We start from the raw sequence: 15,194 nt of genomic DNA on the forward strand, positions 1-15,194 counted from the left end.
TATAACTATAGCTGTACACACTCTCCAGCCTCTATAAAATACAACCATTTCTCAGCAACCTTTTTGCCTGTGATCTCTTCAATCACACGGGCATACAGCTCCAATTGAAAACGATATTGGTCCGTTAAGTGTGACAGCGTACGATATTCGGATATCCGGTCTGTTTTATAATCCAGCAGCACAAGTCCTTCGGAAGTTTCAAACAGACAGTCAATGATCCCGTTCATCAGCACTTTATCGTCCTGCCCGCCTCCCGTAACTGTCTTCTGTTCAGGTAGCACCGCGGGTAAGCTGTGGTTCCAGTAATCGGTGGCCCGCATTGCATAAGTAAACGGAAGCTCACGTTGAATACGGGATGAACCCAGCATTCTGCCCCCCAGCTCACTAGTGAAAAACCGTAATATTTTATTCGTATCCAGCACCTTTGCATGAACATCCAGTAAAATGCGTTGATTCAGCAAACGAGCCTTTGTTTCCTCAATGACCTCAGCGCTCATTACTCCATCTAGGGGCAAATGCAGCATCAACGTATGATAGACCGTCCCTCGTTCCGTAGGAGTCAGCCGCTGATTGCCCATAAATTTAGGTCTGCGCAAGTGTAATTGACTGCTCCGAGTGTCAGATACTTCACGATCCTCCGGTAAGTCGACTTGTTGGGAGACAGAAGATAAATTCAGCCAATCGTCCGATCCCATCTCCTGCATTTCCAGCCATCTTTTCATCTCCGTGACCGATGTATTGGCTGCTGTTTTGCCGGCCTGTTCATACGGGTAGGTCCAGGAAAGAGCACCGGCAATATCCGTTTCACTCTCTTCGGTCAATTCAACTGGCTCCATACCTCTCAATGCTTCTGTTTTCTTTTGCCGCTCTTCGGCCAACACCTCTTCTTGATCCGAGTTTACACGAGAGCCAGAAAGTGTTTCTGAGGCCACGATTTTAAATAACCAGTCCGCCCCTGGCATGTGCTCCAGCCTGTGATAGTACCCATCCTGATCGCCTGCTGCTTCCCTCAGCGAGATCGCAGACGGATGCCGAATCAACGCAGGACCTACCCAGTCCAGATAGCTGCGGCCTGCCGCCAGCATATAGTCTGGTAATACTGTATCCGCATGCTCCTTGACACGTGCCCAGCCCGCTGCGCGGGAAGCGAGATCCTTCACAGTTCCGGTCATAATCAGCTTTTCACGTGGACGCGTAAGCGCTACGTATAGCACCCGCATTTCCTCGGCCAACAGCTCCAGCTGTGAGCGTCGACGGATCGCTAGATTGGGCAGCGTTGGGTAGCTGACCCGGTTTTGCTCCTCCACATATTTAGGACCAAATCCCAATTCCTTGTGCATAAGAAACGGTACATTCAGATCCTGCTGATTGAACATTTTTGCCGTCCCCGCAATAAATACGACAGGAAATTCAAGTCCTTTACTTTTATGAATGGTCATAATGCGGACAGCCTGATCGGGCTCAGCCCCCCTGCTGATCGATCCTAAATCACCGCCTCGCTCCCGTAGACGAGAAATAAAGGTCAGGAATCGAAACAAGCCTCGGTTGGACGTAGAAGTCTCATACTGTCTCGCTCGGTCATATAGGGCCCGTAAATTGCTTTGACGCTGTGAACCGCCAGGCAATCCACCCACCCAGTCCAAATATCCTGTTTCCTCCAGCACATTCCAAATCAATACACTTAGACTGCCTTGTCTGGCTTCCTGCCGCCATGCGTCCAAATTACGCAAAAATGAACGTAGTCGGGCAGACAACGTATTCTCGTCATCCCTATGAACAGAGTCAGGTGGAGATAGCGAGTCCTCATTGAAAAAATCCATCTCCATAACGTCTGCAGAGGTCCCTTTTACCCTCTGCTCGACTTGTTCAGTCTCTGCTGCCGCCAGCAATGCATCATAAAACAATCCATCCGGCTTCTCTAGCCGAATTTGTGCCAGTTCATCTTCGGTCAAGCCGACAATTGGCGAACGAAGCACAGATGCAAGTGGGATATCCTGCTGTGGATTATCAATAATGTGCAGCAGGGACAACATCACCTCAACTTCTGTTGCTTTAAAAAAGCCCGTCGTCTGCTCTCCCGAGGCAGGAATGCCCTCTAGCCGCAGCTCCTCGACAATTAGGGGAGCCCAAACGCTTGCTGAACGAAGCAAAATGACAATATCACCGTAGACTGCTGGACGCATCGCCTTTAATCCTCTGTCGTAAATCAACAGTGGTTGTCCAGTATCTCCAGTCAGCTCCTTGATCCGTTGCGCGATTGCACGGGCCTCTAACTGAGCCGTTTCAAGCTCCGCAAGCTCGGCCAGCTCACTTTCCTGCAAAGCCGATTCGTCTCCAGTTTCAGGCAACTCCGAAGTCTCGGAAAGACCACGCCCGCCTTTATCAACTAACAGCAGCTCAGGTGCATATGCAGACACATCGTCCTGCTCTGTCTTCTCGGGATAGGACGCGCCGTGTACGAGCCACGCTCGTTCATCGTACTCAATTTCCGCTACATCCACACTCATAATCTGGCGGAACACCAAATTGACCGCATCGACAACTTCCTCCCGACTGCGGAAATTACGCGCCAGATCAATCAAAAAGCCATCTTCCTGCTCCTGCATGCCGTACCGTTGATACTTATTCAAAAACAGCCCTGGCTCGGCCAGTCGAAACCGATAAATACTCTGTTTCACGTCTCCCACCATAAAACGGTTACCCGGTTCCTCACGTGATACCAGCTTGACAATATCCTCCTGTACGGTATTCGTATCCTGATACTCATCCAGCAGCACCTCGTCGAACTGCGCTTTGTATTCAAGTGCAGCATCGGAAGGTAGTAGCTTGTACGGAGTAGAGTCGGGATGTCTTAGAATTTTCAGACAATAATGCTCCAAATCTCCGAAATCCACCAACCCTTTTGACTGCTTGTGCTGTTGAAATCGTTCCCCGAAAGCAATCACGGTTTCTACCAGTTCGTCCATCAGAAGAGCCGTTGCATGCAGTTCTTCCAAATAAGCTTCTGCTCTCCTACCGAACAGGGAAGCCTTCATATCCGTAACCATTTTTTTGGCGGCTTCGCGTAACGTCTTAACCCGCTCCTGTAATGCAGGCTCAGTTTGATCTTTTTTGACTGGCTTGAGCTTACCAAATGACGCTTCTTGAAAATGATCATACAGGGACGCCCATGGCTGTGTTTCCAGTGCCTGCAGCAATTCATTTACCATCGCCGCATCTTCTTGCAGCGTCATGGCATATGGCGCAGGACCGCCGGGCTGGATAGCTGTTTCATGCGCCTGTTCGAGCAAACTCGCTGCTCCGCGCAACGAAAGGGCAGCATCCGCCAAAATACTGCGCACCCAGGGAGTCTCCCCCAACGCAGCTACATCCTGTACACGAAATGCTGCTGCCGTCTCACGCAGCCAATGTTCCGGCCAAGGATGGCTTTGCGAAAAATCGTACAGCCGCTGAACAAGCACATACATTGCATCATCGGTGCGTTCTCCACTAAACCAGTCGACCAGCCTGCGAAATGTGCTGCCTTCATCATGGGCCTCATATTTTTCCTCAAACAGTTCTTCTAAAAGCTCTTGCCGCAGCAATTCTGTTTCATGCTCATTCATAATCCGAAAGCCGGGATCAAGAGGAATGGCCTGATAATGCCTGCGGATGACCTCCATACAAAAAGAGTGAAGCGTCGTAATCGAAGCCCGATTCAACAACGATAGCTGGCGGCGCACATGTTCACTTTCCGGTTCCTGTTCCAGCACACGTTCCAGTGCTTCGCGTATCCGTTGACGCATTTCAGCGGCTGCAGCCTTCGTAAAGGTCGCCACCAGCAACCGATCCACACTGAAGCCGAGCTGGGGGTCGACAATTTTGCGAATAATACGCTCTACCAGCACCGCTGTTTTACCAGAACCCGCTGCTGCCGCAACCAGCATGTTGTTACCAGACTCCGAAATGGCACGCCACTGATCATCGCTCCACATGCTTCCTTCCGGCTTGGGCAAGCCTTTAGCGTTTGACGTGCTTATCATTGCTTCATTCCTCCTTTCCCTTCCTGTGTATGACCGAGCAGATCCCAGACCTGATCTTTACCTGGTTTAACCCATTGATTGTAACCATTGCCTTCCAGACTGTCGTCAAATTGACAAACAGGCTTAAAAGAGCAGAAGGTACATGCCGTCTCTTGCTGGATACGATAAGGTTCAATGGCCACATCGCCCTCTGTCATCCGTGTACCAATTGTCCGAATATTGTTACGCACTGAAGCTAGCAGGCTATCCCACTGTTCAGGCGAAGCAACGGAAGCACTGCTGTAAAAACTGCCATCTGCTTTCACCGCAACAGGTAAAATAGAGGAATATCCCTTGTCCAATGCTGTATCCATTTGCCCAACTACATCCCGATCCGCGAGCAACAATCCCTTCATCTTAAAACGTTTCAAAAGCTCCTGACGAGCCTGTTCTGCGCTAAGGCCATTAGGCGATTGCAGCATCGGATTGTGGACGTGAAAATACAGAGTGCCCGCCGGATAAGCAGTCTCGCCTAACCATTCCTCCGCCGCATTCAATAGTACGTCCAGGTACGTGAGCATTTGCAGGGACAAGCCATAATACACCTCATGCAGCTTAAGATCCTTTTGGCTGGACTTGTAATCAATGACACGCAGAAGCAATCCCTTTTCTCCTTCTGCCACATCTACACGGTCAATCCGGCCGACAATTTCCATCACAACACCGTTATCTAACTGAAAGCTTAACGGAGGAAGCGGCTGACCCGGTCCGAAGTCCAACTCCAGTCCAATCGGCTCAAAGCTACCTCTCCGTGCATGTTCACCCAAAATTAACGAAGCACGGCTCACGATGTCTTTTAACTTGCGTAAAATATAGCCATACCGCTTGGAACTCATTAAAATCTCGCCTTGCAGGCGAGGAGCCAGACGCTCCACCGTACTTTCTGCCTCTTGGCGACATTCCTCGGTGGTAAGGCTTCCCCAGCTGACATTGCGTTCACGCAGATTGATCGCCATCTCACCAAGCGCTGCATGGAATAATTGTCCGATGTCCGGGGCCTTCAGACGATACATTTGACGTTCCTTCAAGCGAAGACCATGAGAGGCAAAGTGCGAGAATGGACATGCGACAAAGCGTTCCATACGAGATACGCTGGTGCGCAGCTTGCTGCCATACAGACGGCGACTCGTTTCCTTCTGCATTTCGGCATGGTTCTCGTAAAAAAGTGAGGTCAACAGCTGACGCAGCTTGTCCTTCTCACGTCCTTGCTGGCTGGCATACCAGTTATATACCTCCCACCAGGAAGGTAAAATATCACCGCCACGCCGCCAATGACGTAATTGCGCGATGAGCTGCGGCAAAGCCTCAGACGGATGGGAAGCATACTCCCATTGCGTCGTCCAAGCGTCTCCAGGCAAAGGGTATCCGGCCAGTGGGCGTTCATCCAGATCAGGAAACAGTTGCCGCACATGTCGTACTAACTCTGACGGCAGCAACGGCTTGCCTTCTTCATCAGTCACTGCATAGCTCATCCACAGGCTTTTACCGGCAGAGGTAAGAGCCGTATAAGCGAGAAAACGTTCGTCCAACAGACGTCTTGTCATATCTGGCGCCAGGTCTACACCTTGTTCGTTTAATGCCGTACGTTCCTGCTCATTCAGCACACCATCTTCATGAAACACAGCCGGCATTACACCTTCATTCATCCCTAGCACAAAGGCATGTTGAATACCAGATACACGCGTACGGTCCGTGTTTCCGACGAGCACCTGGTCCAGAGCCGGTGGAACAAGCCCCATACGGAACTCAGCCAATCCCGTTTCCAGTACACCCGCAAACAGAGAAGTATCCAGTCTCTCATCACCCATCATTTCGACGATTTGATCCAGCAATTCAAGCACCGCATCCCATACCTGACGGTGCTCCTTCGCCTGCTCGGGATTTCCTGCTTCCTCTGCCTGATGAATGAAGGCGTCCAGCTTGTGACCGATTTCTGCATCCTCCAGCAACAAATACACGGCCTCACACTTCTCAAGTGCCGTTCGCGCCTTCCCCATACGCTTCTCAAACGTATGTAGAGGCGTCACGATCACATCTCGGCACAACTCCATCAAATCCAGCGTTTCATCCCTTTGACGATTCCGTTCCTGCTCCTCCAGCTCCAGTGACAAGCTGGGTACAGCCTGCCATGGTCGGCCATCTGTCCAACGGCTGCCCTGTATCCCACAGGCCAGCACATAGTTTTCCAGACGGTCCATCTGCTCACGGCTCACTCGACCATCCAGCGGCAACAGAAGGTCTGTTTTGACCGCACGAAATACATCCTCATATCGCCAGCGTCGCTGCACGATATCCAGTGAAGCCCGAATCAATTCCACTAAGGGATGATGAAGTATGCTTCTCCGCTGATCCAAAAATACAGGAACCTCATATTGCTTGAATATCGGTTCCACCCAAGGCTCATAATCTTCTATATGACGCACAAACAGGGCCATCTCCCGATAACGCGCGCCCTCTTCGCGGGCCAGGCGGCGCATTTCACGTACGGCTCCTTCCAACTCGGCGCGGCGATTTGCCGCAGCATACAGTTTTATGCCCTCTGGTTGCGTATCTGCCCATTGCTCTCGTAGCTGCTGAAGCCGTATCCGGTGTCCCGGATTCCGCAGCCCTGTACGATGTTCAAAGTTAGCCTCCAAATACGCCAACGCTGGACGCTCCTTAAACCGAGGCATCGGATCGGGACGTAGTAACTGCGTTTGCGTTTCAATCATCAGCTCCTCTGCCATTCCTTTCAGCTTGACGTAAGTAGCCGCCGAAGGATGAAACAAATCCAGCTCATGCGGAAGCTGTCCGCTTTCGTAGCTGCGGTTACAGGTCAACGCCACTGTCAGCGAAGAGGCGTGCAGCATAAGCTGCTCCACCACCTTGTATTCATGGGGTGTAAACCGCCGATAGCCATCCATCCAAATGTCTGCTCCGCGTACAAGTGAAGACTGTGCAATCTGTTCTGTCAGCATACGAAGTGTATCTTCACCATCGATATATTTAAGCGTCAGCTCCCGTTCAAAATCTTCATAGATTAGACTGATATCCTTAAGCTTGCCTCTTAATATCGGAGCGGACTCCCCCGCAGCATGCATTCTTTCCAGTTGCTCCGGTACAGACCGAGCATCATTTCCGTACTGCTTTAGCTCCGTAAACAATGTATTCAACCGATCTACAAAACCGAGCTGGTCTCCCGAATCCTTAAACAAACTCAGTTCATCCTTGCGACGGCGGATAATTTTATATAAAAGCATCTTCTTGCCTTCTTCTGTTACAGGCACCAGTGCTGAACCACCTGTTTCCTGCATGACTAAATAGGCAAGACGATGGAATCCCATCACCTGGGCGCGCACCGACCCCTGAATACCGTTTCCAGCTTCGGTGAGCAATGCATGCTCAGAAGCAAATGACGATTGCTCCGGTACAAGTAACAGCATGGGCTTACCCAGTGGCTCTTCGCGTAACATAGACGTCATCTCATGACGGATTAACGTACTTTTACCACTACCAGAGCGGCCAATCAATAAGCGGACCGACATGATGCGGCCTCCTTTCCAACCAAAAAACATTCTATTAAATAGTATAGCATATCAGGCAAGGGAAAAAAGAACGTACGTTTGCCATGTTGTAGCAATTGATCACTTCTCAAAAAACAAACAGTCCCGCAGGTTGGCTTGATGCAAGCCTTCTCTACAGGACTGATTTTTACTAAAAATAAGTTTGTTTCACCTATTTATCTTTATCGATTATAAATCGCTTAACTTTGACAGGATGGGATGCCTACAGCCGTGTCCGACTACGCACCTCAAAGATGGCAAATTTCAAATAATGGCCTTCCTCCACACCCAATATTTGGGGATGATCCTTACCTGCCGCTCTCCAATCTACCAGTCGGAGGATTTTGCCAGCATCTGCTGCCGCTTCCTTAATCGTGTCCAAAAACAGCTCCGGCCGCATATGGAACGAACAGCTCGCGGTCACCAAATAGCCACCCTCGTTGACGAGCTTCATTCCGTGAAGGTTGATATCTTTATATCCACGTATAGCTCCTTTAACAGCATTCTTCGTTTTGGCAAAAGCTGGCGGATCGAGAATAACCACGTCAAAGGTGCGTCCGCCCCCCGCAGTTAGCGGCTTGGATGTATCTCCTTTGCCCCCTGCTCGCGCAGTGCGTTCCTCTACACCTTTCACCTGATTGCGTAAATATTGAAAAGCATCGTCGACGACAAACTCGACGCGGTCTTCAAAACCGTTCAGCTTGACATTATCTCGAGCACTTTCAATCGCATGTTCCGAAATATCCAGACAAGTTACTTTTTTCGCACCATGTTTACACGCATTGAGCGTAAAGCTACCTGTATGGGAAAAGCATTCCAATACGGTTGCTCCGTCCCAGAATGGGAATTCAACCACCTTACCACTTTTATTCACAGGCTTCAGGACCGTTGTGCCGTCATCTCCTGGGTTTGCAGCTACTTCCTGTAACGTTATTCCACTACGCGCTCCCCAGCCTCTCATCAACGGCGCAATGGCCGCACGGTTTTCACGCTGGTCAAAGAAATAGCCTGTCTTCTGCCCCTCTACGATATCGACCTTGATTTGCAAGCCGTTTTCCGTCACCACTACATGTCGCGGACAATCACCGTACAAAGGCCCCTTCGTCTGTTCCAATCCTTCCAGCTCGCGGATGGGTACATCACTACGCTCATAGATACCAACTGGTCCCATGACTTCAACAAGTGCATCTCTGATTTCTTCCCTGCGCCGATCCATGCCAAGCGTTAACAGCTGAACGACCAACACATCACCAAAACGGTCTACAATCAGCCCAGGCAAAAAATCAGCCTCACCGTACACCAAACGATAAGCATTTCCCCCGGTTACAAAGCGTTCGCGATGCTCCAAACAATTGCGGAAACGTTGGGCGAAAAAGCTTTTGTCCATCGCTTCCAGCGGCTCATAGGACATCACACGCACTGTTATTTGTGAGGCAGGATTATAGTAACCTGTCGCCAAATAACGCCCTTGATGGTTCAGGACGCTGACCAAATCACCTGCTTCCGGCTCCCCCTCAACCTTGGCTATTTCATTTTTAAACACCCAAGGGTGTGCTTGCTCCAGCCTTTTTTTGCGGCTGCGTTCTAATATTACTGAAGGCAAAATCCTTCACTCCTATTCTTGAATTACAAAATTATCGTTTCGTAAAAAAGAGCACCGCCATGCTTGTCATGGCTGTCCTCGGTAAATCATAGGCTGTTACATAAGTATTCTCACCTAGAAAAGGGGGACTATGCCCGTGTTCATACATGTTATACTCCCACTATGCGGTGGGCTGCTTATTTTTTTAGGCGGGATGAAGCTGATGGAAGCTGCCCTTCAGCATTTGGCCGGCCCCTTCCTTACCCGCTGGCTGGATCGGGCTACCATTTCCCCTTGGCGGGGGATGCTGTTCAGCTCAGGCATTACCGCTCTACTGCAAAGCAGCACCGCCGTAACAGTGCTGACGATCGGACTGGTCAACGCTGGACTGTTGACCTACGGCCGCACGCTCGGCATCATTCTTGGCACCAATATCGGCACCTGTCTGACGACCGAGCTGATGGGGCTCCAGCTTGGCAAGCTGGCTGTTCCGTTGCTATGCGGGTCACTGCTCTGCTGGGGCGCTGCCGTTCTGTGGGGAGAAGCGGTCCCCAGCCACCAGTGTGCAGCTGCCGGAACTTCATCCGGCTCCAATGGGCTGAGCCGCCCGCAGGCTGTCCAATTTATCAGTCTCGTTTTTGCCGGATTTTCGCTGATTCTGGCAGGTATCCGCGTGATGCAAACCGTCGGCCCATGGATTGAGCAGGCCGGACTATTCCGCTGGTTTCTGGATCACGCGGCAGCCAACATGTGGTGGGCCTTCGCTGCTGGAGCCTGCCTGACCGCACTGGTCCACAGCAGCGCAGCCGTCATTGGTATGGCAATCAGCCTTGCTGCTGCCGGCGCCTTGCCTGTCGATGTAGGGATTGCCATCGTAATCGGCTCTAATGTAGGCACCTGCGTAACTGCCCTGATTGCCGCTGTTGGCGGCAGCGTATCTGGCAAATTTGTGGCCTGGTCCCACGTGCTGCTGAACGTAGGCGGGGCCTTGCTCTTTATGCCGTTGATCCCTGGGCTGGATATGGCTGCCACCTGGATATCTACCGAGCCCGGGGCCAAGGTAGCGCATGCCCAAACCCTGTTTAACGTCATCAGTTCTCTGCTTGCCTTGCCCCTCTGCTATTTACCTGTATGGACACGTTTAGAGGAACGTATGTCTCCCCATAAGATTAAACGTTAATTCCTAGCATAAAAAGCGCCTTGCTTAGAATGACATCATTGTTGTCATATCCGCCCTGACGCTGAAGACGCCATGCTTCTTCGGGCGTATGCCAGGCAACGCCTTTGATTTCTTCAATCTGTGCCTGTAAATCTCCGTCCAGTGCCTCTACGAGATAATAATGAACTTCCTTGTCCACTTCTCCATATTCCAGGTGCTGGTACGTGTAAGCAATCATATCCACATGCTGAATAATCCGGCCATTCAGCCCTGTCTCCTCGCGAATTTCACGTAAAGCTGTTTGTTCGATCGTTTCACCCGGCTCCATTTTGCCTTTAGCCAAGGATATCTTGCCATAGCGGTCGGTAATGAGCTGGATTTCAAGCTCTTCCTCCTGTTTGCGAAACACTACGCCACCTGCGGAAATTTCCTTTTTTGCTGCCATCCTGTAATCTCCTTTCCTTGCGCAACAAGGATTCCGTCCTCTCTGTAAGGAGAGGCGAAATCCTTGTTGGCCATCACTTTTGCCTGTTCAGGCTCTTTTTTACAAAGCTGTTTGCAGCCCATTTTCCAATACGCGGACCAATTGACCTTCACTTTCATTAATGCCTGCTTTCGTCAGCTTTACGCGGCACACCTTGCCAACCAGATCCTTATTACCTTCAAACACCAGTTGAATGTAATTGTCGCTATAACCGTAAAGTATGCCGCTATCTTCCGTCCCTTTAGGCGCTACTTCCGGAATAACCTCCAGCACCTGACCAACAAACTTCTCAGCATACGCCAGCTGCATTTGCTCTGACAGTTCAATCAGCTCACGCACACGCGCATTTTTCACGTCCTCGTCCACCTGATCCTCCATACGTGCCGCAGGTGTTCCAGTACGCTTGGAATACGGGAATACGTGCATCTCCGAAAACCCGATTTTTTTCATCAACTCATAGCCATTACGATACATTTCATCCGTTTCCCCAGGGAAGCCGACAATTATATCTGTTGTAATCGCTACATCTGGCATTGCCTTCCGAATCATAAGCATTTTATTATAAAACTCTTCCGTCGTATATTTACGGCGCATCCGTTTCAGCACTGTATCGTCCCCTGCTTGAAGCGGTATGTGGAAATGGCGAACCAACTTATTGGAGCGTTTCAGCACATCCAACATTTTTTCATCAATCTGGCTGGCTTCAATCGAGCTGATCCGAATACGTTCCAGCCCCTCTACTTTCTCCAGATCCCACAGCAGATCAGACAGATCATAATTTTCCATATCGTCACCATAACCACCGGTATGGATACCCGTGAGTACGATTTCCTTGTAGCCTGCATGCACCAGCTGACGCGCCTGTGTGATAATGCTCGCGGCATCACGACTGCGCGATAAACCCCGCGACCACGGGATAATACAGAAGGTGCAGAAGTTATTGCAACCATCCTGTATTTTTAGAAACGCACGTGTATGATGAGCAAAATCAGGCACATCCATTTCCTCAAACACACGGGTCTTCATTATATTACGCACCGCATTTACAGGTTGGCGCGACTCTTGGATTTCCTTCACAAACGGAATGATCTTATCCCGATCCTGCGTACCAATAACAAGATCCACACCTGGAATATCCATAATTTCAGCTGGAGAAGTTTGAGCGTAACAGCCCGTCACTGCCACAATAGCATCCGGATTTCGGCGAATCGCGCGACGAATGATCTGACGGCTCTTTTTGTCACCAGTATTCGTAACCGTACATGTATTAATTAAGTAGACATCAGCAGTCTGCTCGTCAAAATCCACCTGCTCATACCCTTCTTTTTTGAACAGCTGCCAGATCGCCTCTGTATCATAAAAGTTTACCTTACAGCCTAATGTGTAAAATGCCACTGATGGCATATTAAACCCCTCCCATTTCTCCTGTCTCATATAAAATGCATGCCAATGCAACCATACCTGCGGTTTCAGCACGCAGAATACGTCTTCCCAGTCCTGTAGACTGTGCTCCGGCCTGCTCGGCCTCGAGGCTTTCCGCTTCAGTAAAGCCGCCTTCCGGACCTACCACCACCAGCACACGCGGTTTGTCTGCGGACGCCCATTGTTCAGCGAAAGGTCGGATTACATCCCGTAGCTGCCGACCCTGCTCTTTTTCATAACAATAACATATCAAATCATACCCAGCAAAAGAAGCCAGAAGTTCTTTCCACGTCAGGGGTGCGCTAATTTCCGGAATCCGGTTGCGATGGCTTTGCTCAGCCGCTTCCTTCACAATCTTGCGCCAACGCTCCAGTCGCTTGCCTTCCTTTTTGGCATCATATTGCACAACTGTACGCTCGGATAAGAACGGTACAAAACCGGTGGCTCCGATTTCTGTACATTTTTGCATCACCGTCTCCATCTTGTCCCCTTTAGGAAGACTCTGCGCAATGGTGATCTGAACATACGGTTCAGAGGTCATCTCCAGCGGCTCGATGATCATCGCTTTCACATGATCCTGCTCAATTGTATCCAATGCAGCCAGCGCTTCCCTGGATTCCCCGTCACTGACTATAATTTTGTCACCACTACGGCCGCGCATGACTTTGGCAATATGCCGTGCATCCTCACCCGTAACAATAACGTGATCTTCTAGAAATTGCTCTGCCGGAATAAAATAACGCTGCATTCTCTCACACCTATTCTAAAAATAACTAATATTACTAACGTTCCGTACAAATTCCGAATAAATCACCAAGCACCATCATATCATCTTTTGCGCCTGTATGACCAGTCTGTTCCCTCTTCCATTCACGTTATACCCATTCTCATAAAAAAAGGAGCCCTTAGGCTCCGAACAATCCGGTAATGTAAAAAGAGAACTGCAAAAATTGTATATAAATCATCTGAGCCAGTGTGTAAAGAGGTTCAATCGTTATAGCTCGTACCGGTGGAATTACCAGTATAAGCAGGAAAATAAAGATTGACCATTGCTCAAACTGCTGAAGCTTGCGGCGCACACGAGTAGGAGCCACATCCTCCACAATCCGATAGCCATCAAGTGGAGGCAGTGGGATCAAATTAAAGATAAACAAAAACAGGTTCAAATTGATCAGCGCATTGATAAACAAATAGATTGCCTGCGCCACCCGCTGGTTCTCCATTCCTGGCAATACTTGAAAATGAAGGAGCACAGCATAGATCAGGGTCGTCACAAATGCAAGCAGCAGGTTGCTCAGCGGGCCAGCAGCCGATACAATAATGCCCATCAGACGCGGACGGCTAAAATTGTCACGATTCACCGGAACTGGCTTGGCCCAGCCAAAGCCACCGATCAGCAGTAACAGTGTACCCAGCAGATCAATATGAACTGCCGGATTTAAAGTCACCCGTCCAAGCAGCTTGGCCGTAGGATCGCCAAATTTATTGGCATAATACGCATGCGCAAATTCATGCACCGTAAACGATATAATCACAGCCAGCAAATAAAATGGAAGGACATTTAAATTTACACGAAAAATACTTTGTAGAAAATCCATGCTTACCTCTTTCTCGCCACAAACGCCAGCCAATCTTCATCTCGGTTGATTTCGGCAATTTCAAAGCCAGCTGCCTTCAACGCGGTTTCGACTGCCTCTTCTTTGTTTTTCCAAATCCCAGAAGCAATATAAATACCACCTGGCTCCAGGGCATTATATACATCATCAATGAACAGTAAAATGATCTCAGCCAAAATATTAGCTACCACCAGCTTGACTGGCAGTTGAATTCCCAGCGTTGGATCGCTTGCATTGAGCACAGAGAGCAAATCGCTTTCTTTGATGGTGATGCGTTCCTCCAGCCCGTTCAAACGCGTATTTTCACGCGCACTGGATACCGCCACCGGATCAAGATCCAAGGCAAGTACATGCTTTGCTCCCAGCTTTATCGCTCCAATGGCCAAGATACCGGAGCCTGTACCGACATCAATGACTTCTTCTCCACCCTGAATTACGGATTCCAGTGTTCTCAGACAAAGGGATGTTGTCGGATGTGTTCCAGTACCAAAGGCCATACCCGGGTCGAGCTCAATGATTTTTTCATCCTCACTCGCAGGCTCATACTCTTCCCAAGTCGGTTTGATGGTCAAACGATCCGATACACGTAATGGCTTGAAATACTGTTTCCAGGCATTAGCCCAGTCATCTTCATTGACCGTTTTCAGCTCATAACGAACCTCTCCAGGGTCAATATCAAATGTTCTCAATTGTTCCACTCGCGGCTCAATTTGTGCGCGCACACCGTCTATGTCCACTTCTTCGGCAAAATAGCCTTTGATGACCGCTTGTCCTTCAGGTATATCGTTCAAAGGGCGATCGTACCATTGTCCATAAGACGTATCCCGTGGCTTGTTCAGCGAACCAGATTCTTCAATGGAAACCCCTCCTGCACCTGCTTCGTGCAGAAAATTCGAAATCATTTCGACAGCTTCCTCGCTTGTATGTATTGTAATTTCATTCCACAACATGGTTTACATTTCCTCCTCATTTCACATGCATACATTATATTGTACTATATACTCGCATAGGAGTTCAAAAAAGCTGATAATCTTCCTGTTCCGATTTCTCCAGCTCGTCTTGGAATTGCTTGAGAAAAAACAAATAAGACGGGCCATCCCACAAATCATCTTAATAGCTGGGATTCCCGCCTTATTGTATTCTACTCGCTGTCGTTTATAATACGCTGCTGACGGCGGTCAGCAACTTCACTACGCCGAATCGCTTCCAGATCCTCTGCATCTGCCAGCTCTGCCGAGAACTCAACATCCTCGTTTTTGGCAGATTGCATGCGTTTGATTTTCTCGGTTTTGGTCAGCACTTTATCGAACCTTTTGTTTCTAGGCATC

The 15,194-nt window shown here is 49.5% G+C and carries 11 protein-coding genes; 1 reads left to right on the top strand and 10 read right to left on the bottom strand.

What is annotated here, in order from left to right:
* Positions 1 to 5 precede the first annotated feature (5 nt).
* The 3 genes from addA to ACQQ6X_RS06745 all read right to left on the bottom strand — a co-directional run bounded on the left by addA (position 6) and on the right by ACQQ6X_RS06745 (position 9,206).
* Positions 6 to 4,022 (bottom strand): helicase-exonuclease AddAB subunit AddA, encoded by a 4,017-nt coding sequence (addA, locus tag ACQQ6X_RS06735; RefSeq protein ID WP_305164687.1) that lies wholly within the window; start codon positions 4,020 to 4,022, stop codon positions 6 to 8.
* Positions 4,019 to 7,585, bottom strand: a complete 3,567-nt coding sequence (addB, locus tag ACQQ6X_RS06740; protein ID WP_305164688.1) for a helicase-exonuclease AddAB subunit AddB — start codon at positions 7,583 to 7,585, stop codon at positions 4,019 to 4,021. Before addB ends, addA begins: the two co-directional genes overlap by 4 nt.
* Before the next feature lie 241 nt (positions 7,586 to 7,826).
* Positions 7,827 to 9,206 (bottom strand): class I SAM-dependent rRNA methyltransferase, encoded by a 1,380-nt coding sequence (locus tag ACQQ6X_RS06745; protein ID WP_305164689.1) that lies wholly within the window; start codon positions 9,204 to 9,206, stop codon positions 7,827 to 7,829.
* Positions 9,207 to 9,342: 136 nt separating this feature from the next.
* Here ACQQ6X_RS06745 and ACQQ6X_RS06750 point away from each other — a divergent pair, with 136 nt between their 5' ends.
* Positions 9,343 to 10,365 (top strand): Na/Pi cotransporter family protein, encoded by a 1,023-nt coding sequence (locus ACQQ6X_RS06750; RefSeq protein ID WP_305164690.1) that lies wholly within the window; start codon positions 9,343 to 9,345, stop codon positions 10,363 to 10,365.
* Here the strand turns inward: ACQQ6X_RS06750 and ACQQ6X_RS06755 are convergent.
* The 7 genes from ACQQ6X_RS06755 to ACQQ6X_RS06785 all read right to left on the bottom strand — a co-directional run bounded on the left by ACQQ6X_RS06755 (position 10,355) and on the right by ACQQ6X_RS06785 (position 15,193).
* On the bottom strand, positions 10,355 to 10,789 hold the full coding sequence (locus ACQQ6X_RS06755) for an NUDIX hydrolase (RefSeq protein ID WP_305164691.1): 435 nt from the start codon (positions 10,787 to 10,789) through the stop codon (positions 10,355 to 10,357). The two genes, ACQQ6X_RS06750 and ACQQ6X_RS06755, sit on opposite strands and share 11 nt — an antisense overlap.
* A complete protein-coding gene (locus ACQQ6X_RS06760; protein ID WP_430493537.1) occupies positions 10,753 to 10,911 on the bottom strand; it encodes a hypothetical protein in 159 nt (52 codons plus the stop codon). Before ACQQ6X_RS06760 ends, ACQQ6X_RS06755 begins: the two co-directional genes overlap by 37 nt.
* The gene (gene mtaB, locus ACQQ6X_RS06765) at positions 10,889 to 12,232 is read right to left on the bottom strand and encodes a tRNA (N(6)-L-threonylcarbamoyladenosine(37)-C(2))-methylthiotransferase MtaB (RefSeq protein ID WP_305164692.1); all 1,344 of its coding nucleotides are present in this window, start codon (positions 12,230 to 12,232) and stop codon (positions 10,889 to 10,891) included. The genes ACQQ6X_RS06760 and mtaB overlap by 23 nt, the downstream gene beginning before the upstream one ends.
* A gap of 1 nt (position 12,233) precedes the next feature.
* Complete coding sequence (locus ACQQ6X_RS06770; protein ID WP_305164693.1) at positions 12,234 to 12,998, bottom strand: 16S rRNA (uracil(1498)-N(3))-methyltransferase; 765 nt, start codon at positions 12,996 to 12,998, stop codon at positions 12,234 to 12,236.
* Between the two features lie 157 nt (positions 12,999 to 13,155).
* On the bottom strand, positions 13,156 to 13,848 hold the full coding sequence (locus ACQQ6X_RS06775; protein WP_305164694.1) for a site-2 protease family protein: 693 nt from the start codon (positions 13,846 to 13,848) through the stop codon (positions 13,156 to 13,158).
* Between the two features lie 2 nt (positions 13,849 to 13,850).
* On the bottom strand, positions 13,851 to 14,816 hold the full coding sequence (gene prmA, locus ACQQ6X_RS06780; RefSeq protein WP_305164695.1) for a 50S ribosomal protein L11 methyltransferase: 966 nt from the start codon (positions 14,814 to 14,816) through the stop codon (positions 13,851 to 13,853).
* Between the two features lie 191 nt (positions 14,817 to 15,007).
* Positions 15,008 to 15,193 carry a YfhD family protein gene (locus ACQQ6X_RS06785; RefSeq protein ID WP_063210075.1) on the bottom strand — a complete coding sequence of 62 codons (186 nt, stop codon included), beginning with the start codon at positions 15,191 to 15,193 and terminating at the stop codon, positions 15,008 to 15,010.
* Between the last annotated feature and the right edge of the window lies 1 nt (position 15,194).

The organism is Paenibacillus ottowii, from assembly GCF_050516475.1.
GTDB lineage: Bacteria > Bacillota > Bacilli > Paenibacillales > Paenibacillaceae > Paenibacillus > Paenibacillus ottowii.

Coding starts and splice junctions, on each gene's coding strand:
- addA (WP_305164687.1), bottom strand. CDS start 4,022: ATGATAAGCACGTCAAACGCTAAAGGCTTGCCCAAGCCGGAAGGAAGC.
- ACQQ6X_RS06770 (WP_305164693.1), bottom strand. CDS start 12,998: ATGCAGCGTTATTTTATTCCGGCAGAGCAATTTCTAGAAGATCACGTT.
- prmA (WP_305164695.1), bottom strand. CDS start 14,816: ATGTTGTGGAATGAAATTACAATACATACAAGCGAGGAAGCTGTCGAA.
- ACQQ6X_RS06775 (WP_305164694.1), bottom strand. CDS start 13,848: ATGGATTTTCTACAAAGTATTTTTCGTGTAAATTTAAATGTCCTTCCA.
- ACQQ6X_RS06760 (WP_430493537.1), bottom strand. CDS start 10,911: ATGGGCTGCAAACAGCTTTGTAAAAAAGAGCCTGAACAGGCAAAAGTG.
- addB (WP_305164688.1), bottom strand. CDS start 7,585: ATGTCGGTCCGCTTATTGATTGGCCGCTCTGGTAGTGGTAAAAGTACG.
- ACQQ6X_RS06755 (WP_305164691.1), bottom strand. CDS start 10,789: ATGGCAGCAAAAAAGGAAATTTCCGCAGGTGGCGTAGTGTTTCGCAAA.
- ACQQ6X_RS06785 (WP_063210075.1), bottom strand. CDS start 15,193: ATGCCTAGAAACAAAAGGTTCGATAAAGTGCTGACCAAAACCGAGAAA.
- mtaB (WP_305164692.1), bottom strand. CDS start 12,232: ATGCCATCAGTGGCATTTTACACATTAGGCTGTAAGGTAAACTTTTAT.